This window comes from Thalassovita mediterranea (assembly GCF_001458435.1).
Classification (GTDB): Bacteria; Pseudomonadota; Alphaproteobacteria; order Rhodobacterales; family Rhodobacteraceae; genus Thalassobius; species Thalassobius mediterraneus.
The window spans coordinates 1-23,130 of the sequence record NZ_CYSF01000005.1 but is presented as its reverse complement, the minus strand read 5'-3'; the positions used below and the strand labels follow the sequence as shown (position 1 = coordinate 23,130).

The 23,130-nt window shown below is 58.7% G+C and carries 23 protein-coding genes; 11 read left to right on the top strand and 12 right to left on the bottom strand.

Features of this window, described 5'->3' with window-relative positions; all coding sequences use genetic code 11:
* Window positions 1-12 precede the first annotated feature (12 nt).
* On the top strand, window positions 13-1,308 hold the full coding sequence (gene gltA, locus TM5383_RS03095) for a citrate synthase (RefSeq protein WP_058317598.1): 1,296 nt from the start codon (window positions 13-15) through the stop codon (window positions 1,306-1,308).
* A gap of 103 nt (window positions 1,309-1,411) precedes the next feature.
* Here the strand turns inward: gltA and TM5383_RS03090 are convergent, their stop codons facing one another.
* The 10 genes from TM5383_RS03090 to TM5383_RS03045 all read right to left on the bottom strand — a co-directional run bounded on the left by TM5383_RS03090 (window position 1,412) and on the right by TM5383_RS03045 (window position 12,670).
* Window positions 1,412-1,831 (bottom strand): hypothetical protein, encoded by a 420-nt coding sequence (locus tag TM5383_RS03090; RefSeq protein ID WP_058317597.1) that lies wholly within the window; start codon window positions 1,829-1,831, stop codon window positions 1,412-1,414.
* A 184-nt stretch (window positions 1,832-2,015) separates the two neighbouring features.
* A complete protein-coding gene (locus tag TM5383_RS03085) occupies window positions 2,016-2,795 on the bottom strand; it encodes an enoyl-CoA hydratase-related protein (RefSeq protein ID WP_058317596.1) in 780 nt (259 codons plus the stop codon).
* Window positions 2,796-2,916: 121 nt separating this feature from the next.
* The gene (locus TM5383_RS03080; protein WP_058317595.1) at window positions 2,917-3,402 is read right to left on the bottom strand and encodes a cytochrome c-type biogenesis protein; all 486 of its coding nucleotides are present in this window, start codon (window positions 3,400-3,402) and stop codon (window positions 2,917-2,919) included.
* Window positions 3,399-5,363, bottom strand: coding sequence for a heme lyase CcmF/NrfE family subunit (locus tag TM5383_RS03075; RefSeq protein ID WP_058317594.1), 1,965 nt, complete (start codon window positions 5,361-5,363; stop codon window positions 3,399-3,401). Before TM5383_RS03075 ends, TM5383_RS03080 begins: the two co-directional genes overlap by 4 nt.
* Window positions 5,364-5,447: 84 nt before the next feature.
* On the bottom strand, window positions 5,448-5,993 hold the full coding sequence (locus TM5383_RS03070) for a holin family protein (RefSeq protein ID WP_058317593.1): 546 nt from the start codon (window positions 5,991-5,993) through the stop codon (window positions 5,448-5,450).
* Window positions 5,984-6,595, bottom strand: coding sequence for a holin-associated N-acetylmuramidase (locus TM5383_RS03065; protein ID WP_058317592.1), 612 nt, complete (start codon window positions 6,593-6,595; stop codon window positions 5,984-5,986). The genes TM5383_RS03070 and TM5383_RS03065 overlap by 10 nt, the downstream gene beginning before the upstream one ends.
* A gap of 85 nt (window positions 6,596-6,680) precedes the next feature.
* Window positions 6,681-7,124, bottom strand: a complete 444-nt coding sequence (gene ccmE, locus TM5383_RS03060) for a cytochrome c maturation protein CcmE (RefSeq protein WP_058317591.1) — start codon at window positions 7,122-7,124, stop codon at window positions 6,681-6,683.
* Window positions 7,125-7,259: 135 nt separating this feature from the next.
* Window positions 7,260-8,072, bottom strand: coding sequence for a glutamate racemase (murI, locus tag TM5383_RS03055; protein WP_058317590.1), 813 nt, complete (start codon window positions 8,070-8,072; stop codon window positions 7,260-7,262).
* 125 nt (window positions 8,073-8,197) lie between these two features.
* Entirely contained in the window at window positions 8,198-9,097 is a 900-nt protein-coding gene (locus TM5383_RS03050; RefSeq protein ID WP_058317589.1) for a lysophospholipid acyltransferase family protein, read from the bottom strand.
* 147 nt (window positions 9,098-9,244) lie between these two features.
* Window positions 9,245-12,670, bottom strand: coding sequence for an indolepyruvate ferredoxin oxidoreductase family protein (locus TM5383_RS03045; RefSeq protein WP_058317588.1), 3,426 nt, complete (start codon window positions 12,668-12,670; stop codon window positions 9,245-9,247).
* 201 nt (window positions 12,671-12,871) lie between these two features.
* On the opposite strand from TM5383_RS03045, the gene TM5383_RS03040 reads away from it, so the two are divergent.
* From TM5383_RS03040 to grxD, 8 genes are all read left to right on the top strand, one after another.
* Window positions 12,872-13,768 carry a LysR family transcriptional regulator gene (locus TM5383_RS03040; protein WP_058317587.1) on the top strand — a complete coding sequence of 299 codons (897 nt, stop codon included), beginning with the start codon at window positions 12,872-12,874 and terminating at the stop codon, window positions 13,766-13,768.
* Window positions 13,769-14,212: 444 nt separating this feature from the next.
* Window positions 14,213-16,372: a phosphoribosylformylglycinamidine synthase subunit PurL gene (gene purL / locus TM5383_RS03035; protein ID WP_058317586.1), complete on the top strand. Its 2,160-nt coding sequence runs from the start codon at window positions 14,213-14,215 to the stop codon at window positions 16,370-16,372.
* 73 nt (window positions 16,373-16,445) lie between these two features.
* Window positions 16,446-16,898, top strand: coding sequence for a hypothetical protein (locus TM5383_RS03030; RefSeq protein ID WP_058317752.1), 453 nt, complete (start codon window positions 16,446-16,448; stop codon window positions 16,896-16,898).
* 70 nt (window positions 16,899-16,968) lie between these two features.
* Window positions 16,969-17,460, top strand: a complete 492-nt coding sequence (locus tag TM5383_RS03025) for a hypothetical protein (protein ID WP_058317585.1) — start codon at window positions 16,969-16,971, stop codon at window positions 17,458-17,460.
* 67 nt (window positions 17,461-17,527) lie between these two features.
* Window positions 17,528-17,767: a BolA/IbaG family iron-sulfur metabolism protein gene (locus tag TM5383_RS03020; protein ID WP_058317584.1), complete on the top strand. Its 240-nt coding sequence runs from the start codon at window positions 17,528-17,530 to the stop codon at window positions 17,765-17,767.
* Between the two features lie 110 nt (window positions 17,768-17,877).
* Window positions 17,878-18,126, top strand: a complete 249-nt coding sequence (locus TM5383_RS03015; RefSeq protein ID WP_058317583.1) for a hypothetical protein — start codon at window positions 17,878-17,880, stop codon at window positions 18,124-18,126.
* A gap of 29 nt (window positions 18,127-18,155) precedes the next feature.
* The gene (locus TM5383_RS03010; RefSeq protein ID WP_058317582.1) at window positions 18,156-18,347 is read left to right on the top strand and encodes a hypothetical protein; all 192 of its coding nucleotides are present in this window, start codon (window positions 18,156-18,158) and stop codon (window positions 18,345-18,347) included.
* Window positions 18,348-18,501: 154 nt separating this feature from the next.
* The gene (gene grxD, locus TM5383_RS03005) at window positions 18,502-18,864 is read left to right on the top strand and encodes a Grx4 family monothiol glutaredoxin (protein WP_058317581.1); all 363 of its coding nucleotides are present in this window, start codon (window positions 18,502-18,504) and stop codon (window positions 18,862-18,864) included.
* 253 nt (window positions 18,865-19,117) lie between these two features.
* Here grxD and TM5383_RS03000 read toward each other — a convergent pair whose 3' ends face one another.
* Complete coding sequence (locus TM5383_RS03000) at window positions 19,118-19,513, bottom strand: cell division protein ZapA (RefSeq protein ID WP_058317580.1); 396 nt, start codon at window positions 19,511-19,513, stop codon at window positions 19,118-19,120.
* Window positions 19,506-20,060, bottom strand: coding sequence for a hypothetical protein (locus TM5383_RS02995; RefSeq protein ID WP_058317579.1), 555 nt, complete (start codon window positions 20,058-20,060; stop codon window positions 19,506-19,508). The genes TM5383_RS03000 and TM5383_RS02995 overlap by 8 nt, the downstream gene beginning before the upstream one ends.
* A gap of 198 nt (window positions 20,061-20,258) precedes the next feature.
* Here TM5383_RS02995 and tkt point away from each other — a divergent pair, with 198 nt between their 5' ends.
* Window positions 20,259-22,277 carry a transketolase gene (gene tkt, locus TM5383_RS02990; protein WP_058317578.1) on the top strand — a complete coding sequence of 673 codons (2,019 nt, stop codon included), beginning with the start codon at window positions 20,259-20,261 and terminating at the stop codon, window positions 22,275-22,277.
* A gap of 406 nt (window positions 22,278-22,683) precedes the next feature.
* The gene (locus TM5383_RS02985; RefSeq protein ID WP_058317577.1) at window positions 22,684-23,061 is read left to right on the top strand and encodes a hypothetical protein; all 378 of its coding nucleotides are present in this window, start codon (window positions 22,684-22,686) and stop codon (window positions 23,059-23,061) included.
* The last annotated feature ends 69 nt before the right edge of the window (window positions 23,062-23,130 follow it).

Genomic DNA, 23,130 nt, shown 5'->3' with positions numbered 1-23,130 from the left:
GAAGGGAACACCATGACGGAATCGACCAAGAGCGCCACGCTGACGTTTGACGGTAAATCATTGGAATTGCCAATGTTCAGCCCCACTGCGGGCCCTGATGTGATCGACATCCGCAAGCTGTACGCACAGGGTGGCGTGTTCACCTACGATCCGGGCTTTACCTCGACCGCGTCCTGCGACAGCACCATTACCTACATCGACGGCGGCAAGGGCGAACTGCTGCACCGCGGCTACCCAATCGACCAGCTGGCCGGTCAGTCCCATTATCTCGAAGTATGCTACCTGCTGCTGTACGGTGCGCTGCCGACCGCCGCGCAGCTGGAGGAGTTTGAGACCACCATCACCCGCCACACCATGATCCACGAGCAGATGCACAACTTCTTCCGTGGTTTCCGCCGTGACGCGCACCCGATGGCGATCATGGTAGGTGTGGTTGGCGCAATGGCTGCCTTCTACCACGACAGCACCGACATCAACGATCCGACCCAGCGTGAAATCGCGTCGCACCGTCTGATCGCGAAGATGCCGACCATTGCCGCAATGGCCTACAAATACTCGATCGGTCAGCCCTTCGTATATCCGCGCAACGATCTGGATTACGCAGCGAACTTCCTGCACATGTGCTTCTCTGTTCCGGCAGAACAGTATGAGGTGAACCCGATCGTGTCCCGCGCAATGGACCGCATCTTTACCCTGCACGCGGACCACGAACAGAACGCATCGACCTCGACCGTGCGTCTGGCGTCGTCCTCGGGTGCAAACCCGTTTGCCTGTATCGCGGCTGGCATCGCCTGCCTGTGGGGTCCGGCCCACGGTGGTGCAAACCAGGCGTGTCTGGAAATGCTGAAGGAAATCGGTGCCGTTGACCGTATTCCTGAATTTATCGAACGCGCCAAGGACAAGAACGATCCGTTCCGCCTGATGGGCTTTGGTCACCGTGTTTACAAAAACACCGACCCGCGCGCCAAGGTGCTGAAAGAAAGCGCCGATGAGGTGCTGGAACTGCTGGGCGTCGAAGACAACCCGCTGCTTCAGGTCGCCAAAGAGCTGGAGCGCATCGCGCTGGAAGATCCCTACTTCATTGAGAAGAAGCTGTTCCCGAACGTCGATTTCTACTCGGGCATCATCTTCGAAGCTCTGGGCTTCCCGACTTCGATGTTCACCCCGATCTTTGCGCTGTCGCGTACCGTTGGCTGGGTCAGCCAGTGGAAAGAAATGATTGCCGATCCTCAGAACAAAATCGGTCGTCCGCGTCAGCTGTATCTGGGTGAAACTGCGCGTGACTACATCGACGTGGAAAACCGCTAAGCGGCATCCACAATAGGATGATATATTTGGGGCTGCCTGCGGGCGGCCCCTTTTCTGTTTGAGGTGTCCAGTTCTGAGGCGTTCTGTCTAGAGGTTACCGGGGTTAATCGTCAGGCCCCAACATGGCCCGCAGGAAATCATCCGGTTCGCGCAGTATGCTGGCCAGTTCTTCAAACGTCGTTGCCATTTTGAAATCGACACCATCAAATTCGCGCCACATCTTTTGCTGTAGGCTGGTCAGACTTTGACTGACCGAGTTGGGGCAATAGTAGGTCAACTGCCAATCATCGGCAGGGTGTTTCAACAACGCCCGCAATGCCGCCATTTGTTTGCGGCGCTCTTCGATATCAACCTTGGCATTGATCAATCTGGTGCAATCTATCACGCAGCGCAAACCGGGGCGCACATCAGGGTCCAGACGGTAGTAAGGCAACAGATCGTTGGTCTGGCGCGTCGCATGGTGTCCCGCATAGCGCACATAAAGAAGGTTGTGATCCTTATACACCTGATAGCTGGCCGACATAGTGAATGCCCCTTCCTTGACTGCGTTCAATCGAACGCGCGACACCGCCAGGCGACCCTGTTTTTTGAATCGAAACGGGTCAGGTGCCTAGCACTGATTTGTATAAACAAATTTGGTTTTTCAATGGTTAAGGGCTTTCAAACAGCCGACAGCGCTATATCCTGCCGACGTAGTACAAACGACCTTAACGCCCCTCAAAATGAGGTGGACGGCCTTCGACAAAGGCGACCACGCCTTCTTTGAAATCGCGACTACGGGCACAGCTGCCCTGATGGCGGGCCTCTTTTTCCAACTGGATCTGCAAATCGTTGTTCCAGCTGTCGCGGATGGCCTCTTTCATCCGACGATAAGCCAAAGTGGGGCCTTTGGCCAGTTGCAGCGCGCGTTCCTTGCAATGAGGTGTGAACTCCTCGTCTGGAACTGCAGCCCAGATAAGCCCCCATTGATCGGCTTGTTCCGCGCTGATTTCGTCCCCAAACAGCGCCGCACCCATTGCTTTGGCGTGTCCCATGTTCCGGGTCATCCAGTAGGTGCCGCCCGCGTCCGGTATCAGGCCGACGCGCGACAGTGGTTGCTGAAAACTGGCGCTATGTTTGGCAATCACCACATCGGCGGCCAGCGCCAGATTGGCCCCTGCCCCAGCTGCCGCACCATTGACCGCAGCCAGTGTCGGCACAGGACAGTCATAGATCGCACGCAGCATCGGGCCGTATTCATCCCGCAAAACCCGTTCCAGATCCAGATTGTCCAGATTGGCGCGGTCACTCAGGTTCTGGCCGGAACAAAACGTCGGGCCTGCGCCTGTTAACACCAGAACCCGTGCGACACGCCCCGCTTCGCGCGCGGCATCGGTGATTTCGGCCCGCATTTGGCTGTCTAACAGGTTTCCAGTTTGGGGCTGGTTCAGGGTCAGGATTGCGACGCCGTCCTTGGACAGATCCAGTTTAATCGTCTGATAGCTCATGCGTCATTCCTCCTGCGTACTTAGGCAGATTTTGGTGCAGTGGCAGGGAATTACAAGGCATAAGTCGACAGAAAACGCGCGCTGCGGCTTTTGCGGTAGCAGTACCGCAGCGCGTTTGGTTTTAGTCTTTGAGGATTTCGCGCAGTCGCGCCTTTTCGTCCTCGGACAGGGCCTGCACCGCGACCTCGCCCTGTGACGCACGACGACGGGTGAAGCTCAGTGCGATCCCCAGACCGATCACCAACATGATCGGCCCCGCCGCCCACAGGATCCAGTTACCGCCCCGCGTGGTCGGGTTCAGCAGCACATATTCACCGTAGCGATCCACCACATAGTCGATCACCTGATCGTTACTGTCACCTTCGACCAGACGTTCGCGCACCAGAATGCGCAGGTCGCGGGCAAGTTCGGCGTTTGAATCGTCGATGTTTTCATTGCGGCAGACCAGACAGCGGAGATCTTTTGAAATCTCTCGCGCGCGTTGCTCCAACGCGGGGTCAGGTAGGATTTCGTCCGGCTGCACGGCCTGCGCGGTGATTGGCGCTAGCAGCAGCGTTGCAGCCAGCGCAAGGGGTTTCAGCGTCAAGGCATTCTGAAAACGGGTCATTCTGCGGGCACTCCGGCAGGTTTCACTTTGCGGGCGCCAGCGGCGACACGGTGACGACGATCCGTAAGACTCAACAGCCCACCCAGCGACATCAGAATAGAGCCACCCCAGATCCAGTTAGCCAGCGGTTTATAGTAGCTGCGCACCGCATAGCCGCCGCCTTGCTGCTCATCCCCCAGCACCACATAGACATCACGCAGGAACCCGTTGTTGATCCCCGCCTCTGTCGTTGGCATCTGGGCGATGGGGTAAATTCGCTTTTCAGGATGGACGACGGAAATCACCCGATCGCCTTTACGGATCGTGACCCAGCCCTTCGTCGAGATGAAGTTCGGCCCCTCGACCTCCTGAACCTGATCAAGGGTTAGGGTAAATCCTGCAATTTCAAACTCTTCCCCGATTTGGACGACGCGAATATCCTCCTGCTCCCACGCCATCAGGCCCGAAATGCCAAGGAACACAATGCCCAGACCTGCATGGGCCACGGCCTTGCCCCAATCCGCACGCGGCAGGCGACGCAGGCGGGCCAGCTTGTCCTTGCGCCCGGCCCGTTGCCACAGATCAACACCGGCGCCAAACACCAGCCAGGTGCCAAGGAACATACCGATAGGACCAAACAGCGACCGCCCCGATTGCATCGCATAGGCCAGCCCCATGATCGCCAGCGACAGTACCAGTGCGGGCACCAGCGGTTTGAAACTACGTGCAATCTGCGCCCGTTTCCACGGCATGATCGACCCCAGCGGCAACAACAGCGCAAGGATCACCATAAAGGGCGTGAAGGCCATGTTAAAGAACGGCGCCCCGACGGAGAGTTTGCGCCCCATGCCCAGTTCCGCCACCAGCGGCCAGATGGTGCCGATGAAGACCACAAAACAGCTCACCGCCAGCAGGACATTGTTGATCACCAGCGCGCTTTCACGGCTGACCATGGAAAAGACGCCCTTCGCCTCCATCACACTGGCGCGTGCCGCATAAAGCGTCAGCGCACCGCCCATGAAGACGGCGAGGATGGCAAGGATGAACACCCCACGTTCAGGATCGTTGGCAAACGCGTGGACCGACGTGATGACGCCAGAGCGCACGATGAACGTCCCGATCAGCGAAAAGCCGAAGGCCATGATCGCCAGCAAGATCGTCCAGCTTTTCAGCGCCTCACGCTTTTCCACCACGATGGCGGAATGCAGCAGCGCCGCCGAAATCAGCCACGGCATGAAGGATGCGTTTTCGACCGGATCCCAGAACCAGAAACCACCCCAGCCCAGTTCATAATACGCCCACCAGCTGCCCAGTGCGATGCCGATGGTCAAAAACAGCCACGCCGCCAGCGTCCACGGACGCACCCAGCGACCCCATGCGGCGTCAACACGCCCCTCGATCAACGCGGCAACCGCGAAGGAGAAGGTCATCGACAGACCCACATAGCCCAAATACAAGAACGGCGGGTGGAACGCCAAACCGGGATCCTGCAACAGTGGGTTCAGGTCCTGCCCATCCAGCGGTGGCGCAATCAGGCGCAAAAACGGGTTCGAGGTGAACAGGATAAAGGCAAAGAACGCCACCGAAATCGCCGACTGCACCGCCAGAACCCGCGCCCGTAAGGTGGGTGGCAGGTTGCCGCCAAACCAACTGGCACAGGCGCCAAACAGCGTGAGGATCAGCACCCAGAGGAGCATTGACCCCTCATGGTTGCCCCAGACGCCCGACACTTTGTACAGCATCGGTTTCAGCGAATGAGAGTTCAGCACCACCAACTCCACCGAGAAGTCGGAGGTGACAAAGGCATATGTCAGCGCCGCGAAGGCAAAGGACGTCAGCAGGAACTGCGCATTGGCAGCAGGTTCCGCGATAGCCATCCAACCGGGCCAGCGTTTGGCGGCACCGATAAGGGGTACAGTGGCCTGCACGATGGAGACCAGAAAGGCTAGGATTAGGGCGAAGTGACCGAGCTCTGTAAACATGGGGTTCATATATCGCGATCTGCGCGGTCGGCCAATCGCAATCGGCAGAACGGCGGGTTCACATTGTCGCGGGGCACGCGGGGCTTAACGGCTGCTATTTGCGGCGTTGTGCCAAGCCGTCAGGGCCGGATTTTCATCGCTAACCTGTTGAATCGAAGCGGCTTTCCCCTGCCCCTCCAACGCCTGCACCTGCGCCATCACCTGCGGCAGGCGTGCCATGCTGTGACCCAGCTGCGCCTGAAAGGCCTGCGCTTTGGCTTGATGACGGGCACCGAAATAGAAACTGACGATCACGCCCAACAACCACCACAGCGGCTCCGGCACCAGCGAAATGCCCTGCATCCGCGCGGCAAACCACACTGGATCGACCATCGCGGCGATGAACAACCCCAGCGTTCCCAGTGCCAAACCGGGGCGCGGCAGGCGGTTCAGCCCGTCCATGATCCGATCAAACACACCCCGCTGATCCCGGGCAAATTCCTGCGCCAACTGGTCGAGCGCGGCGCGCTGCATGTCATGGCCGCGCTCGGCCCCCGCCTCGGCGTTTTCGCGAAACACCTCAACCGTGCGCCGCACCTCTGACAGGCCGCCACAGAAGAGCGTGTTGAGAAGAGTTGAGATCACGCCCATGCCGCCACCCGTTGCTGAAATTCCGCGTCGGTCAGGTGATAACGACGGTCTATGAACTCCTCCGCCCGTTTGATCCAGCCACCTTTTTGACCCGCGCGGGTGCGGGCGAATTTGCGGGATCGCGGGCGTTCATCTGCCAGACGGAAGTAGTAATTGCGCCGTGCAATACCGTAGGCATCGGCCAGGTGTTGCGGCGCGATGCGCGCGGCGGCCTCTGCCGCAGCGATGGTTTGCGGGCCGATGGCACCGTCCACGCTGACCACCTGCCCCATCTGGCCAAGCAGTCGTTGCAAGATCTTCACCGCATTGGCGCCCGCGTTCACATACATATCAAACACGCTGGCCTGAATGATCACGGGCAGCTGATCGATGCGCGGGCGACTGTAGTAGTGTTCCAGATAAATCGCCACCGCGCGGGATTTGGTAATGCGCCTCAGGTCGCTGCCGTCAACGTCCCCGTCGCCATCCAGATCAATTCCCAGACGGCGCAGGGTGCCCAGCGTGACCCCGTGTTTGGTCATCCCGCCCGGATCATCGGGATCGTTTACATAGCCGCCTTCACGGGCGACGATATCCTTGGCGATTTGTTTGACGTCCAGCATAGAAAAAACCCCAGCTTGAGTGTGAACTCAGACTGGGGGCAAATGGGTTAAAGCGGCGGTAAGCCTGCGTGCGGTGGTCCTGCGATTACGCCTCAGGCTCCACATAGACGCCCTGTTCCTTCAGCGCGTCCACCACCTCTTTGGGCATGTAGGTTTCGTCATGTTTGGCAAGGATTTCATGCGCTTCGAAGACACCATTGATGTATTTGCCGGTGCCGATCATGCCCTGATTTTCCTCAAACAGATCGGGTAGCACGCCGGTGTAGCTGACGGGCACAACGCCGTTGCCGTCGGTCACGTTGAAGGTGATCGCTTCGCCCTGACCGCGGATCAGCGATCCCTCTTCGACCAGGCCACCAATGCGGAAGGTTTCCGTCGCAATCGGCGGGCTTGCCAGCACCTCGGACGGGGACCGGAAAAAGTTGATGCCATCGCGCATCGCATAGCCGATCAGACCGGTGGAAACCGTCAGCGCAATCGCCGCAACGGCAATCACCTGCACCCTACGTTTCTTCTTCAGGCCCTTCATCTGGCTGGCTCCTTCGCGCGCGTCTGTTCTGGTCGTTCCCTATTTAGGGCGTGGTCCGCCGGATCAAAAGCCCCCGCGCCTGCGACATAAGATGCCGGATTTTGGCCACGGCGGCTTTGATCAGGGTCAAGCGGTTCAGGCCGCCTGAAACTTGATCTCGCGGCGCAGGAATTGCGTTGCGCGGGTCGACACCGTGGCGGGATTGCCGGAGGTGAGGAATTTGCTTTCCGTCCCCGATCCGATCATTGCGGGGTGACGGGTTAGATAGTCCGCAAGGCTTTCAGCCACCAGATTGGCCTGACTGTACACCTTCACATCCGCACCCAATGCGTCCTGAAACTGATCGTGCATCAGCGGATAGTGCGTACAGCCCAGAATGGCCGCCTGCGGGTTTGGCATCTTGCGTTTCAGGGCATCTACATGGCTGCGCACCAGTGCGTCGGCAAGGATCATATCGCCATCTTCGATCGCGTCGACGACACCGCCACAGGCCTGCGCCTCAACATCCACACCGATGGCGCGGAAGGCCAGTTCACGCTGGAACGCGCGGCTGGCGACGGTTGCGGGCGTGGCAAACAGCGCAACATGCTGCACCTCAACCTCACGCGGGGGGGAATTGTCACCCCACTTGCGTTCGGTCAGCGCCTCGATCAGGGGCACGAACACGCCCAGCACCCGCTTGTTTTCAGGGATCCACCCTTCCTGCATCCGGCGCAGCGCGGCGGCAGAGGCGGTGTTACAGGCCAGAATGACCAGATCGCAGCCTTCGGCCCACATACGTTCCACCGCCTGCGTGGTCAGGTTATAGACATCATCGGCATCGCGCACGCCGTAGGGCGCATGGGCGTTGTCACCGTAGTAGACGAAAGGCACGTCCGGCAGGCGCTTGCTGACCGCATCCAAAACGGTGAGGCCACCCAGACCTGAATCAAAAATACCAACTGCCATCTTTATCTGCCCTTCTGTCACAGGTACTGCGCTTTGCCCGCCTGCATAGCGCATAGGCTGGGCGATAGGCAATGCGGCGAAAGGAACGCGGCGTTAACCTTGGTGTTACCTGCGCGACAGATCGCCTAGCTGCGGCGTTCGGCAAGAGGGCGGTGTTTGTCTTCAAACTCAAACCCGAGCGCGTTGGAATTTAGCGGTGCAGGCGACAGGTCGTAGGTGGATTTGCGCAAAAATTCCATCAAGGCGTTGCTGTCACCCGCGTAATCCGCGATCCGATCCGCCGCGATGGGCTGACCGATCACCGCCTGCACGGGCGTATCCACACGTTTGGCAAATTCCTTGATTAACAGGGACATGCGCAGGGTGGTGTGCATGTGACTGGCGATTTGGAACAGACGCGAGGTATGCCCGGCAAAGAACACGGGCACCACAGTCGCCCCGGATTTCGCCACCAGCCGCGCGGTGAAGTTGCGCCACGAAGGGTCCATCGGTTTGGAAAACGGCGTCGCCGAGGTGCTGACCGTCCCACCGGGGAAGATGCCGATGGCGCCGCCCTGTTTCAGGTAAAGCTCCGCCTCTTTGCGGGTGTCCAGGTTTTGTTTCACCGCTTCGCGCGTTTCATCGAACGAAATTGGCAGGATCACCTTGTTCAGATCTTCGGATTTGCGGAACACACGGTGCGCCAGAATCCGGAAATCACCGGCGCGGCGCTGGGACAGGATATGGCCCATCATCAACCCATCCAGAATGCCATAGGGATGATTGGCAATCAGGATCAGCGGGCCCGTTTGCGGGACATTGTCCAGACTGCCGCCAACCACATCCAGTGACAGACCATAGCGTTCGACCATCACCTGCCAGAAATCCGCCCCACGGGCCACATCCTGATCATAGCCCGACGCCCGTTTGATCATCCGCAATCGCCCCGTCATGTTTTCCACCGTACGGATCACCGCCCGTCCGCTGCGGGTTTGGGCGGAATGAGAATACGAGATGTCGCGCGCGATGTGACGTTTGGAGGGCATGTGATCTGTGGCCTTCATAGTGCGATCGGTTGCCGAAGGATCTAGCAGCGGCGCAGGGCACGGATCAAGAAAATGCCGTGCCCTGCGCCCTAAGTGGCAAAAAACTTCATCCCGCTGTTACATCCGCCACGATGACGCAGACTGCGTTCACTCCGCTGCGGCGTCCATCACCGGACCACCAGCGCGGATCACGGACCACAGCGCCTCGCGCTCTTTGGCGGCCTTGGCTTCATTACCGGCCTTGACGGGGCCAAAGCCACGGATTTGCAGCGGCAGGCGAGCCAGCGCGATTGCTGCATCGCGGGTTTCTGGGGTGATCAGCGGGATCAGTTGATCCATGTCCGCCTCATATTGCGCAATCAACGCGCGTTCCATCCGCCGCTCTTCGGTGCGCCCGAAGAGATCCAGCCGCGTGCCGCGCAACCCTTTGAGGCGGGCCAGAACGCCGAACCAGCGCTTCATGCCGGGGCCAAACGTCTTTTTCGCGGGGCGTCCATTGGGACCGGTTTCGCCTGTCAGGCTGGGCGGTGCCAGATGGTAGTTGAGGGAGAAGCTGCCATCAAACGCCTCTGCTGCCTTGGCCTCTGTGCGCAGCAGCAGGCGCGCAACCTCATATTCATCCTTGTAGGCCAATAGCTTATGATAACCCTCTGCCACCGCTTCGCGCAGTTCGATATCTTCGAACCGATCCAGCAGCGCGCGGTATTTACGCGCCAGCGCCTTGTTCTGATAGTCGGTCAGATGCGCCATGCGATAGGCGATCTTGTCATCCAGGGATTTCGGCAGGTCCACCACCACCGTGGGGGCCAGCATCGCCTCTGCCTCTGCCGGGTAGAGCGCGGCCCAACGCCCGATCTCGAACGCACGCAGGTTGCGTTCCACCGCAGCGCCGTTCAGGGTCACCGCCTGCACTATAGCGTCCTTGCTCAGCGGCAGCAGCCCGCGCTGCCATGCGGACCCAAGCAGCATCATGTTGGAGAAAATGGAATCCCCCAACGTGATCCGCGCCAGTTCTGACGCATCATAAAGCTGCACCTGATCCTGCAAACGCGCCTGAACCTGCAACTGCAAGCGGTCGCTGGGAATGCGAAATTCCGTATCGCGGGTGAAATCACCGGTGACAATATCGTGGTTATTGACCACCGCGCCTGTCCGGCCCGACCGCGTCAGGCCCAGTGTTTTCGCGCCTGCCGACACCACCAGATCACCGCCGATCAGCGCGTCACATTCGCCGGTGGCCACACGCACCGCGCTGATGTCGTCGGGTTGATTGGCAATCCGGCAATGGATATGCACCGCGCCGCCCTTTTGGGCGAGGCCCGCCATTTCCATCATGCCCGCGCCCTTGCCATCAATCTGCGCCGCCTGCGCCAACACCGCGCCGATGGTCACTACGCCGGTACCACCAACGCCAGTGATCACCACATTGTAGGTCCCGTTGATCGCGGGCAGCGTCGGGGCAGCCATGTCGGGCAAATCCAACTCTTTCGTCGCCGCCTTTTTCGGGGTGCCGCCAGACACGGTGACAAAGCTGGGGCAGAAACCGTTAACGCAGGAAAAATCCTTGTTACAGCTGGATTGATCAATCGCCCGTTTGCGGCCCAATTCGGTGTCCACCGGAACGATGGAGACACAGTTTGACTGCACGCCACAATCCCCGCAGCCTTCGCAGATGTCGGTGTTAATGAAAATGCGCTGATCGGGATCAGGGAATGAGCCACGCTTGCGGCGGCGGCGTTTTTCGGCGGCGCATGTCTGGATATAAACAATGGCCGACACGCCTTTGATGTCGCGGAAGGTTTTCTGGACCTGATCCATCTCTGCCCGCTCATAAGTCTGGACCGAGGATGGGAAGGCCGCAAGGTTCACCGCCTCTTTCTCATCATAGACTACAGCGACATTAGCCACGCCCATCGCCTTTAGCTCATCCACAATGCGGTAGGCGGTCAACCCGCCTTCGTTCGCCTGTCCACCAGTCATGGCGACCGCGTCGTTATAAAGGATCTTATAGGTGATATTGGCATCAGAGGCGAGCGCGGCACGGATCGCCATCACACCAGAGTGGTTGTAGGTGCCATCGCCAAGGTTTTGGAACACATGATCGGTGGTGGAAAACGGTGCCTCACCAATCCAGTTTGCCCCTTCGGCGCCCATATGGGTGAAACCGGATGTTTCACGGTCCATCCATTGCACCATATAGTGACAGCCAATGCCGGCATAGGCACGGCTGCCGTCGGGTACTTTGGTCGATGAATTATGGGGGCAGCCGGAACAGAAATACGGCAGACGGGTTGCCAATTCCTCGGCATTATCATTGCGTCGCGCTTCGCTCAACGCGGCCATACCTGCCTTGACGCCTTCGGTGCCGCGCCCCTCTTCGATCAGGATATCGCCCAGCTTTTCGGCAATCCAGATCGGGTCCAGCGCGCCACGGGTTGGGAACAGCTCTTCACGGCCCAGCATGCCTGCGCCACCTTTGTACCAACCATAGACGCGCCGCCCGCGACGGTCGTCAAAGATCGCCTCTTTGACCTGCACCTCAATCAGTTTGCGTTTCTCTTCAACGATAACAATCAGGTCCAGACCTTCGGCCCAGTCGTTGAACCCGCGCATGTCCAGCGGGAAGGTCTGGCCAATCTTATAGGTGGTCAGGCCCAAACGCTCTGCCTCACCTTCATCAATGTTAAGCAAACGGAGGGCATGCTCCAGATCCAACCAGTTTTTGCCAGCCGCGACAAAGCCGATCTTGGCCCCGGGCTTGCCCCACTTGCGCTGATCCATTTTGTTGGCGTGGCTGTAGGCCTCTGCCGCGAAGCGTTTGTAGTCGATCATCCGCGCTTCTTGTTCGGTGGGATTGTCACCAAGGCGGATATTCAGCCCACCTGCGGGCATGTCAAACTCAGGCGTCACCAACTGCATCCGGTCGATGCGGCCATCAACAACGCCTGTGGCCTCAACCGTGTCCTTCATGGTTTTCAGCCCCACCCACAGGCCGGAAAACCGCGACAAACCATAGCCATAGACCCCGTAGTCCAGAATTTCCTGCACGCCTGCGGGGCTAACCACGGGCATATAGGCATCGACCATCGCCCATTCGGATTGGTGCAAAACAGTCGAACTTTCGCCGGTGTGGTCATCGCCCATCGCCATCAGGACGCCGCCATTTTTGGAACTGCCTGCCATATTGGCGTGGCGCATCACATCACCGGACCGATCCACCCCCGGCCCCTTGCCGTACCACAGGCCAAAGACACCGTCGAATTTCCCCTCACCGCGCAGCTCTGCCTGTTGCGCACCCCATAGGGCGGTGGCGGCCAGATCCTCGTTCAGGCCTTCGTGGAATTTGACATTTGCCGCACGCAGCTGCGCCTCGGCCCGTTGCATCTGCATGTCCACCGCGCCCAGCGGTGATCCGCGATAGCCCGTGACATATCCGGCGGTGTTCAACCCGGCGGCAGCATCGCGCGCCTGCTGGATCAACATCAGCCGTACCAGCGCCTGCGTGCCGTTCAACAGCACCGGCGATTTTGTCAGATCAAAGCGGTCGTTCAGGGTTACCTTCTGGCTGGTCATGTCTGTGCCTCCCACCACTGCATGCTTGCTAGAATATAAGACAACAATAGGTCATAACTTTTGACCTACAAGAAAAAACTTAACCATTTCCTGTCGAAAATTGCCGAAAACGGGTTAAGATACCGTAGGTTTCGTGTATTTAGGACGGTGCAACAGGCAGCATAATCCGGGAGAAACCCGGGAATTTCGGGGAAGTGCGGTATGGATTGGGATAAATTACGTATTTTTCATGCGGTGGCTGACGCAGGCAGCCTGACACATGCGGGCGATGTCTTGCACCTGTCACAATCGGCTGTGTCGCGGCAGGTCCGCGCGCTGGAAGAAAGTCTGAACGCCACCCTGTTTCACCGCCACGCCCGCGGTCTGATCCTGACTGAACAGGGCGAGTTGCTGTTTGACGCCACCCGCGCCATGACCAAACGTCTGGACGCCGCCGCGGCCCGTATCCGCGACAGCGAAGAAGAGGTCTTTGGTCAGCTGCGCGTGACCACCACTATCGGCCTTGGAACCCTTTGGTTGGCCCCTCGTCTGCCGAAGCTCTATGAACAGTATCCCGACCTAAACATCGAACTGATGCTAGAAGAGCGGGTGCTGGACCTGCCCATGCGCGAAGCAGACGTTGCCATCCGCATGAAGGAACCAAGCCAAGCCGACCTGATCCGCAAACGTCTGATGGCGGTACGGATGCAGCTCTTTGCCTCCAAGGAATATCTGGAACGCAACGGTATGCCCGCCTCGATCGAGGATATCGGCGAACACCGACTGGTCTGCCAGAACACGAACGCCCCTCAGGTTGGCGCCAGCTCCAACCTTGTGGGCCATCTGATGACATATGATGTGAAATCGACGCTGATGGTGAACAACTACTTTGGCGTGCTGCAGGCGGTTGCGAACCATCTGGGGATTGGCGTTCTGCCCAACTACCTCAGCCAGGATTTCCCGAATCTGGTGCGCGTCCTACCCGACGTTCAGTCAGTCGAAGTGCCCGTTTACCTCGCCTACCCTGAGGAATTGCGCCATTCAAAGCGCATCGCGGCCTTCCGTGACTTCGTCCAAGAAGAGATCATCGCCTACCGCAAACAGATGCGCGATCAGTAACTTAACCCTAGGGAAGCAAGCCCACTGCGCGGGGTATGCAAAAACCGCATAACAGCCATGTTGACACTGCGGCAATATGGGACTTGCGGGATTCAGTTTCGATGCCTATTTCAGCACTCGACGGTGACGATGATTAAGATCTCGTCACTTTCATACCTCCCTGTTGGACTTTGGCCGAGCTTAGTGCTCGGCCTTTTTTTTGGGCCAACAAATACAGGTCAACCGCACAATTTAACTCTATACATTTACCCGCGAAATTATGGGGTATCTGGCGCAGATCACCCGCGCGACCGCCGAAATTGAGCGGTAGTAAACGGCACAAGGCAGGTGCCTGCGTCACATAGCTGTCGCAAAAGAACGATTTCAGCCGCTTTGCCCCCTTCCCCAAATCCGAAAACCGCCTTAAGAAGCGCGCAACAAGCGCCTGCTGGAGAGTGACCGGATATGCAAGACCCGAGCCTGACCCCCGAACTGATCGAAGCGCACGGGCTGAAGCCCGACGAATACGAGCGCATCCTAGAGATCATCGGGAGGGAGCCGACCTTTACCGAGCTGGGCATCTTCTCGGCTATGTGGAACGAACACTGTTCCTACAAATCCTCCAAGAAATGGCTGCGCACCCTGCCCACCGATGGCCCGCAGGTGATCTGTGGCCCCGGTGAAAACGCTGGTGTTGTCGATATCGGCGACGGTCAGGCAGTCATCTTCAAGATGGAAAGCCACAACCACCCCTCTTACATCGAACCTTATCAGGGCGCGGCCACCGGTGTTGGCGGCATTCTGCGCGATGTCTTCACCATGGGCGCCCGTCCGATTGCGGCGATGAACTCGCTGTCGTTTGGTGAAACCAGCCACCCCAAAACCCGCCAGCTGGTGCACGGTGTTGTTGAGGGCGTTGGCGGTTACGGCAACTGCTTCGGCGTGCCGACTGTCGGCGGTGAGGTGCGTTTCCACCCCGCCTATAACGGCAACTGTCTGGTGAACGCATTCGCAGCCGGTCTGGCCGATGCAGACAAAATCTTCTACTCCGCCGCGTCGGGCGTTGGCATGCCGGTTGTGTACCTTGGCGCCAAAACCGGCCGTGACGGTGTGGGCGGTGCCACCATGGCATCGGCAGAATTTGACGACACCATCGAAGAAAAGCGTCCCACCGTTCAGGTTGGCGACCCCTTCACCGAAAAGCGCCTGATGGAAGCGACGCTGGAACTGATGCAGACCGGCGCTGTAATCTCGATCCAGGATATGGGCGCGGCGGGTCTGACCTGTTCGGCCGTTGAAATGGGCGACAAGGGCAAGCTAGGCGTTAAGCTGAACCTCGAAGATGTGCCGCAGCGCGAAGAGAACATGACAGCCTATGAAATGATGCTGTCGGAATCTCAGGAACGCATGCTGATGGTTCTGAAACCAGAACTGGAAGCAGAAGCGCGCGCCGTCTTTGAAAAATGGGATCTGGATTTCGCCATCGTCGGTGAAACCATCGCCGAAGACCGCTTCCTGATCCTGCACAACGGCGAAGTGAAGGCAGACCTGCCGCTGTCGCCGCTGTCGGGCCGTGCACCGGAATATGACCGCCCGTGGGTCGAAACCGAAGTGGACGCAGAATTGGGCGAAATCGCCGCTGTTGATCCGATCGACGGTCTGAAGGCGCTGATTTCCTCGCCGAACTATGCCGCCAAACAGTGGGTTTATCAGCAGTATGACTCGCAGGTGATGGCCGATACCGTTCAGGCGCCTGGCATCGGGGCGGGCATCGTGCGCGTGCATGGAACTGAGAAATCGCTAGCCTTCACCTCTGACGTGACGCCGCGCTATGTGCGTGCCAACCCTGTTGAGGGTGGCAAACAGGCGGTGGCCGAAGCCTACCGTAACCTGACCGCCGTGGGCGCCAAACCGCTGGCAACCACCGACAACCTGAACTTCGGCAACCCCGAAAAGCCCGAGATCATGGGCCAGTTCGTCGGCGCGATCAAAGGCATCGGTGAAGCGGTTGCTGCGCTGGATGTGCCGATCGTTTCGGGCAACGTATCGCTTTACAATGAAACCGACGGTCAGGCGATCCTGCCGACCCCGACCATCTGCGCCGTGGGTCTGATCGAACAGCCGGAACAGGCGATCATTGATTGCGCCCGCGAAGGCCATGTTGCCCTGCTGGTTGGCGAAACCAAGGGCCACCTTGGTCAATCCGCCCTACTGGCCGAGGTGTTCAACCGCGAAGAAGGCGACGCGCCCCACGTGGATCTGGACGCTGAAAAGCGCAACGGTGATTTCATCCGCGCCAACGCCGAATACATCCGCGCCTGTTCTGATCTGGCCGATGGCGGTCTGGCACTGGCCGCGTTTGAAATGGCCGAAGCTGGCGAAATTGGCGTGCAGATCGACGTGACCGATCAGGCGCTGCTGTTTGGTGAAGATCAGGCGCGCTATCTGGTGGCCTGTAACTTCGATCAGGCGGAATGGCTGATGGGTGAAGCGGCGAAAGCTGGCGTTCACGTTGAATTTGTCGGCAAGTTCGGCGGTGACTGCGTGAAGCTGGGTGGCTCCGACGCGCCTTTGGCAGAGCTGTCTGAACAGTTCCGCTCCAGCTTTGAAGCGGCTGTTGGCTGATCTCATGGCGGATGAGCACCTGAAATTGCCGGTGCTTACTGAAAACTGTGAAAGCTGCGCAGCGATATGCTGCGTGGCTTATCCATTTGATGGGGATGAGGATTTCGCCATCGTAAAGGCGGCAGATACCCCCTGCCCCAACCTTGGTCCTGATTTCCGCTGCACCATCCACAAGGATCTGAAAATCAAAGGCTTCACCGGCTGCACCGCCTATTCCTGCGCCGGTGCCGGTCAGCGCATCGCGCAAGAGCTGTTTGCGGATGAAAACTGGCGCGATGATCCCGATCTAATCTGGCATATGGCCCATGCCCTGCGGGTGATCCGCCCCATTCATGAGGCGTTGTTGTTGCTGAGCGAAGCCATGAAACTGCCCATCCCGCCCGCCGCTGCGGCCGAAGGGCGTGCGCTGATGGCCGCGATGTGCCCGGAGGAAGATACATCGATCCACGATTTCGAAGAGCCAGAGGTGCAAGAGGCGCTGGCCGACGTGCCGCGGTATTTGCAATCTTTGGCGGGTTTTCTGTAACAGATTTAACCTGCACCTTCGCCAAGGTATTTTCAATAATTATATAAATTCATTAGCTTATTAGGCATTTATGATCCTGTTACGCCGCCTCGCACCATTTGGTTACTTGGCACTCCAACTTGGGGCTGCTTATCTATTGGCGCTCTACCTCGTTATTGCAGGGTTTGGGCTTCGCGACAGCTTTTGCTACCCAGACTACCCGACCACAATCGCAAAAGTGCTGTGTTTTGCGATCGGAATCTGCGCTCTCACACACCTTCCCGGCTTCGCCATTCTGAAATGGGTGTTCGTGATCTCACCGCACAAAGCGGCGATCCCTTGTGTCGCAGTAACATCCGGCATCATTTTGCTTTTTGGAGGAGATCTTTTCCTACGAGCATTAAACGAAACGCACTGTGCGGTCGGCCCTTGGGGACTTCAGGACAACAGCATCATCAAACCTATTTGGCTTGAGGCCCTGATTGAATACGGGATGAAAATAGCAGCTCTTTTGTGGCTTCTAAGCACTGTCTGGCTGTTTATTGTGAGCCTCAAATGTGCTTTTACCACGCAAGACGCTTGATCGGCTTGCACCCACCCGCCGCGCGCCCTAAATTTCACCCAAGATCCAAGAACACCCGGAGGGCCCGATGGCCGTATATGCACAGGAACTGGAAGACATGCTGCGCGAGGCGTTCCCCAACGCCACCCAGATCGTGGTAGAAGGCACCGATGGCAAGCACATGTCAGCGATGATCGTTGATGAAAGCTTCCGTGGGAAAAACCGCGTCCAGCAGCAGCGTTCGGTCTATGCCGCGCTAAAGGGCAAGATGGACGGCCCCAACGGCGAATTGCACGCGCTGGCGCTGACCACCAAAGCACCTGACTAGATCACGCCGTCCTAACTTACATCTGTCGCTGCGTCCCGATCCTCAGCAGGATACTCACGCTGGGCCTCCACATAGGGCATACATGCACATAGGCATAATGGGGAAGACCGATGACACCTGTCTGGTTCTGGGGCGTGGCGATCATTTGCTTGATCTGCGTGATTTGTGTCATTGATATAAATCTCAAAAAGCGGCGCGGTCACCGCCCGCTTTCAGCCAGCCAGCCCAAGCACCGTCAGACGGATGAGCGCCATGTAGACTTAGGGATGGAGGCAACCGACCTCAATCTGGTTGCAGAGGTAAACGCTGAAAACGCACAGCTCGACCGACTGAACCACCGGGATCGTGCCTTCAAGTAGCAATCGCATCAAACTAACGGGATCCCAAAATGATCGCGCTGATGGCAACCGGCCTGATCTCCATCTTGGTCCTTGCGGTTGCGGCAATGCTGGCGATTCTGGATTGGGTGATCCGCAACAGCACCCCCATCGTGGATGGGGATGTCACCCCGGATCACCACATGCTGCGGACTGTTTGTGCCCCCAGCCAATCGTCACGGGACGGGCAACGCCGAAAATGACGGCCTAGACCCTAGCCCCAAATCCTAAGCGCCCTGCACAAAACGGATGCACAACAAACCATACAGGCGCGGCACAAATCCCCGCATTGGCAAATCACATCGTCCATCATATATGTGAGATAACCGGACGAGATCCTATCGAAGGAAACGCAAGATGAGCGACGCACAGACCGCAATTGATGAAACCGTGAAGGCCAACACTGTTGTGCTGTTCATGAAAGGCACCAAAGACATGCCGCAGTGTGGCTTTTCCAGCCGTGTTGCTGGCGTACTGAACTACATGGGTGTCGACTACACCGACGTGAACGTTCTGGCCGATGACGCCGTGCGTCAGGGCATCAAGGACTATTCCGACTGGCCGACCATCCCCCAGCTCTACGTCAAAGGTGAATTCATCGGTGGCTGCGACATCGTCACCGAAATGACCCTGTCGGGTGAGCTGGACGCGCTGTTTGACACCAACGACGTGACCTACTCCAAAGAAGCCGCGGACAAGATCCGCGAAGCAAACGCCTGATATAACGGTGTTTTTGTGATGTTAGAGGCGCCCCAAACGGGGCGCCTTTTCTGCGTCTGTACTATGATGACATGGCAACCTCACTGCCGTTGCGGCCAAAGGCCCCGGATCACGTCCGGGGCGCGGACACAGCAGTAAAACCCGCCCCGGACCTGATCCGGGGCCTCCTCCTCACGATCCTGCGCACGCATCTACGACGCCAGAAAAAAAGGCGCCCCAAGGGACGCCTTCATCGTTCATTGCAACGGCAGGATCAGTCCTGAACCTTATCCGCTATGTCACCGGCCAGCGCCTCGGCGCGGGCGGCCAGTTCGGCCATTGTATCGTTGACGATCTGCGGAATGACCGGCACCTCTACCCGTTCGGGTTCTGGCGTGGGGGCGGATTTCAACGCCTCCAGTTCTTCGGTCTTGGCAACCAACTGCGCCTCCAGCTCTGCCAGTTTGTCCTGCACGCCTGCGGTTTTATCCGCCAGCATCAGCCCCGCCATCAACAGCATCCGCGCTTCGGGCAAACGACCGATCTGTTGCGACAGCACGCTGGCCTCGTCATCCAGCATTTTGGCGGCCGCTTGCAGAAAATGCTCTTCACCTTCCTGGCAAGAAACCTCAAACGCGCGACCACCGATGTTGATTTGTACCTCAGGCATCGCTTGCCTCCTCATCCGCAGGCGCTTCGCCTTGATCTTCTTCAGCCGGTTGTACGGCGCGCGCCACCAACGGTTCCAGCGCCGCAGCAATCGCAACGGCCTCCGCCGCCTCGGCCTGACGGTCCGCTTTCAGCGCGGCCAGTTCAGCGGCCAGCCCTTTGTTCACGGCGGTCCCATCGCTGATCCCGGCTTCGTGGGCCTCGCGCAGCTCAGTGTTGCTGGCGCGCAGTTGCTCACAGCTTTCGCGCATGGCGCGCAGCGCACCATCCATTTCTGCCAGCGCCGCCTTTAGGTCCGCATGGGCCAGTTCCGCCTCAGCGTCTTTCTTGTCGAGCTTCAGGCGCAACGCCTTCAGACGCTCTTCGAGCTGCTGATTGGCCAGTTTTTCGTCTGACAGCGCCTGCTCAAGTGCCGCACGCTCGGCGCCCAAATCTTCGCTGCTGTCCCCGTCTGCCTCGGCTGGACGTGCACTCAACACATCCACGTTCCGCGCAATCTGATCCAGAGCGGCGGAAATACGGCGTTCAAATTCGCTGATATCGCTCATGCGCCTTTGCCCCTTCTTATTGTTGACGCCGATTTTGCCCGCATTCCGAATCAAAATCACGCCTGTTTGGCCTCAGAATACTTAATAGAGGCGGAAAATGCGCATCCCAAGCGGTTTTTGGCCTAACGCGGCGCTTGATATTCACCCACGGGCTGGTATGAGCAGCGCTAACGAAGCCCTGATCAAAGGAAGCCCCCCGTGGATATCTCTGCTCTGCGTTCTGCCCACCCGGATCACTGGTCCAAAGCCGCAGCCATCCGGACCCTCACTCTGGATGCAATCCGCGCCGCCAACTCTGGCCACTCTGGCATGCCGATGGGCATGGCCGATGTTGCCACTGTTCTTTATGAAAAGCACCTGAAGTTTGACGCCAAGGCGCCGAACTGGCCCGACCGCGACCGGTTCATCCTGTCCGCTGGCCACGGGTCCATGCTGCTCTACTCGCTGCTGCACCTGACCGGCTACGACGACATGACCATGGAAGAGATCAAAAACTTCCGTCAGTGGGGCGCACGCACCGCAGGTCACCCCGAATACGGTCACGCCAGCGGCATCGAAACCACCACCGGCCCGCTGGGTCAGGGCATCGCCACCGCCGTTGGTTTCGCCATGGCCGAGGAGATCCTGCGTGGTCAGTACGGCAAGAAGATCGTGGATCACTACACCTATGTGATCGCTGGCGACGGCTGCCTGATGGAAGGCATCAGCCAAGAAGCACTGGGTCTCGCCGGTCGCCATGAGCTGTCCAAGCTGATCGTGTTCTGGGACAACAACAACATCACCATTGATGGCACCGTTGATCTGTCCTGCCGCATCGATCAGGTGCAGCGTTTCAAATCCGCCAACTGGCACGTTCAGGAAATCGACGGTCACGATCCCGAAGCGATCGACGCCGCGATTGTAGCCGCGAAAAAGGCGGGTAAACCGTCGATGATCGCCTGCAAAACCCACATCGCACTGGGTTCGGCCGCGCAAGACACCTCCAAGGGTCACGGCGCACTGACCGACGAACAGCTGATCGCCGACACCAAAGCGGCCTACGGCTGGGACCACGCCCCGTTCGAAATCCCCGCTGACATCAAATCCGCATGGGAAGCCATCGGTGCCCGCGGCAGCGCAGAGCGCGCCGCATGGGAAGAGCGTCTGGGCTCAATTTCCGAGCGCAAGCAGGCCGAATTTGCCCGCATCTTCGACCGTGACGCGCCCAAGCGTCTGGCGCCCACCATTCGTGCGCTGAAAAAACAGATGAGCGAAGACCAGCCCAAACTGGCCACCCGCGCATCGTCCGAAAAAGTACTGGCCGCCGTGAACCCGGTGATGTCCGAAACCGTTGGCGGCTCTGCTGACCTGACCGGTTCGAACAACACCAAAACCGGCGATCTGGGCATCTTTGATACCGACAACCGCAAGGGTCGTTATGTCTACTGGGGCATCCGTGAACACGGTATGGCCGCTGCAATGAACGGCATGGCGCTGCACGGCGGTATCCGTCCCTACGGCGGTACCTTCATGGCGTTTACCGATTACGCGCGTCCCGCGATGCGTCTGGCAGCCCTGATGCAGATCCCGTCGGTCTTTGTGATGACCCACGACTCGATCGGTCTGGGCGAAGATGGCCCGACCCACCAGCCGGTGGAACATGTCGCCATCAGCCGCGCGACCCCGAACACCTATGTGTTCCGTCCCGCCGACACCATTGAAACCGCCGAAAGCTGGGAAATCGCGCTGACCGCGAAGAAGACCCCGTCGGTTCTGTCGCTGACCCGTCAGGGTGTGCCTACCGTGCGCACCAAACACACCACCAAGAACCTGACCGCTCAGGGTGGCTATGTTTTGGCCGACAGCGAAGGTAAACGTCAGGCGATCCTGATTGCCACTGGTTCCGAAGTAGAGATTGCACTGGCTGCGCGAGATCTGTTGCAGGCCGAAGGCATCGGTACCCGCGTTGTCTCCATGCCCTGTATGGAACTGTTCGACGCCCAGGACGAAGCCTACCGCAAGCGCGTTCTGCCCGCAGGCCCCGTACGTGTGGGCGTCGAAGCTGGCGTGCGCGACGGCGGCTGGGACAAATACCTGCTGGGCAACCGTGGCCGTGAAGCCAAGGCAGCCTTCGTTGGCATGGAAGGTTTCGGCGCCTCTGCTCCGGCAAACGTGCTTTACGAAAAGTTCGGCATCACTGCCGAGGCCGTGGCAGAAAAAGTCAAAGCAATGCTCTGATCTGCACGACACAAGATTTGACCGTCTCTCTGGGGGTGGTCTTACAAAAGGCGTCCCGTTTGGGGCGCCTTTTTTGTGCGCCTAACGCAGCCAGAGGACACTCAACAGCCCGACATAGGCGCGAACACAGGCCCGAATCCCCCGTTTCCCCGCCTGATACATCCCGAAGGATATATCGCGGATATATCCTTTCTGGACCCGCACCAGCGGTTCGAGAGTGCGGTTTTTACACCCATCCGGCAGGATGCAGATCACCCCCCGCCAGAACCGCCTATGCCCCTTAGGACCATCGACAGGGCGCGCCATACTTTATCTCAATTGAGGCGATAAAGGCGGATATCTATATTCGTTTGTAGAGAGCACGAGCGAACAATCGCATAAGCGACAAACGAGAAAGAGACACACCATGACCCAGATGACCGTTCTGAACACCGCTGAAATCATCAACAACAGCATCGTTGCACATTACGTTCTGGGTCATCAGCTGCGCGCAGCCGCCATCGACGGCAACCGCAGCCTGCCGGTGCGTGCCTACAAAAACGCCGAGAAATGTGGCCTGGGCAAACTGATCTCCTTCCTCAAAGACAACGCACAGATGACCACCCGCGCCAAAGAAGTTGACGCGCTGCACGTTGACCTGCACGACGCTGCCTGCGGCGTTGCGGCCCTGATCGCCACCGGCAACTTCGACGCGGCCATTGATGAACTGGCCACCGGCTACTACGCCGATGCAGCCGCGGCCCTGACCAAGGCATTGTCGCACTGGAAAGTTGAGATTTCGTAAACGCCGCTCTCTTTTTCTGCTCTCTCAAACAAAAAAGCGCCCCCGATCGGAGGGCGCTTTTGTTTTTGC

What these genes read in the sequence shown, in the direction of transcription:
- gltA (WP_058317598.1), top strand. Translation starts at nt 13, where the DNA reads ATGACGGAATCGACCAAGAGCGCCACGCTGACGTTTGACGGTAAATCA.
- TM5383_RS03090 (WP_058317597.1), bottom strand. Translation starts at nt 1,831, where the DNA reads ATGTCGGCCAGCTATCAGGTGTATAAGGATCACAACCTTCTTTATGTG.
- TM5383_RS03085 (WP_058317596.1), bottom strand. Translation starts at nt 2,795, where the DNA reads ATGAGCTATCAGACGATTAAACTGGATCTGTCCAAGGACGGCGTCGCA.
- TM5383_RS03080 (WP_058317595.1), bottom strand. Translation starts at nt 3,402, where the DNA reads ATGACCCGTTTTCAGAATGCCTTGACGCTGAAACCCCTTGCGCTGGCT.
- TM5383_RS03075 (WP_058317594.1), bottom strand. Translation starts at nt 5,363, where the DNA reads ATGTTTACAGAGCTCGGTCACTTCGCCCTAATCCTAGCCTTTCTGGTC.
- TM5383_RS03070 (WP_058317593.1), bottom strand. Translation starts at nt 5,993, where the DNA reads ATGGGCGTGATCTCAACTCTTCTCAACACGCTCTTCTGTGGCGGCCTG.
- TM5383_RS03065 (WP_058317592.1), bottom strand. Translation starts at nt 6,595, where the DNA reads ATGCTGGACGTCAAACAAATCGCCAAGGATATCGTCGCCCGTGAAGGC.
- ccmE (WP_058317591.1), bottom strand. Translation starts at nt 7,124, where the DNA reads ATGAAGGGCCTGAAGAAGAAACGTAGGGTGCAGGTGATTGCCGTTGCG.
- murI (WP_058317590.1), bottom strand. Translation starts at nt 8,072, where the DNA reads ATGGCAGTTGGTATTTTTGATTCAGGTCTGGGTGGCCTCACCGTTTTG.
- TM5383_RS03050 (WP_058317589.1), bottom strand. Translation starts at nt 9,097, where the DNA reads ATGCCCTCCAAACGTCACATCGCGCGCGACATCTCGTATTCTCATTCC.
- TM5383_RS03045 (WP_058317588.1), bottom strand. Translation starts at nt 12,670, where the DNA reads ATGACCAGCCAGAAGGTAACCCTGAACGACCGCTTTGATCTGACAAAA.
- TM5383_RS03040 (WP_058317587.1), top strand. Translation starts at nt 12,872, where the DNA reads ATGGATTGGGATAAATTACGTATTTTTCATGCGGTGGCTGACGCAGGC.
- purL (WP_058317586.1), top strand. Translation starts at nt 14,213, where the DNA reads ATGCAAGACCCGAGCCTGACCCCCGAACTGATCGAAGCGCACGGGCTG.
- TM5383_RS03025 (WP_058317585.1), top strand. Translation starts at nt 16,969, where the DNA reads ATGATCCTGTTACGCCGCCTCGCACCATTTGGTTACTTGGCACTCCAA.
- TM5383_RS03020 (WP_058317584.1), top strand. Translation starts at nt 17,528, where the DNA reads ATGGCCGTATATGCACAGGAACTGGAAGACATGCTGCGCGAGGCGTTC.
- TM5383_RS03015 (WP_058317583.1), top strand. Translation starts at nt 17,878, where the DNA reads ATGACACCTGTCTGGTTCTGGGGCGTGGCGATCATTTGCTTGATCTGC.
- TM5383_RS03010 (WP_058317582.1), top strand. Translation starts at nt 18,156, where the DNA reads ATGATCGCGCTGATGGCAACCGGCCTGATCTCCATCTTGGTCCTTGCG.
- grxD (WP_058317581.1), top strand. Translation starts at nt 18,502, where the DNA reads ATGAGCGACGCACAGACCGCAATTGATGAAACCGTGAAGGCCAACACT.
- TM5383_RS03000 (WP_058317580.1), bottom strand. Translation starts at nt 19,513, where the DNA reads ATGCCTGAGGTACAAATCAACATCGGTGGTCGCGCGTTTGAGGTTTCT.
- TM5383_RS02995 (WP_058317579.1), bottom strand. Translation starts at nt 20,060, where the DNA reads ATGAGCGATATCAGCGAATTTGAACGCCGTATTTCCGCCGCTCTGGAT.
- TM5383_RS02985 (WP_058317577.1), top strand. Translation starts at nt 22,684, where the DNA reads ATGACCCAGATGACCGTTCTGAACACCGCTGAAATCATCAACAACAGC.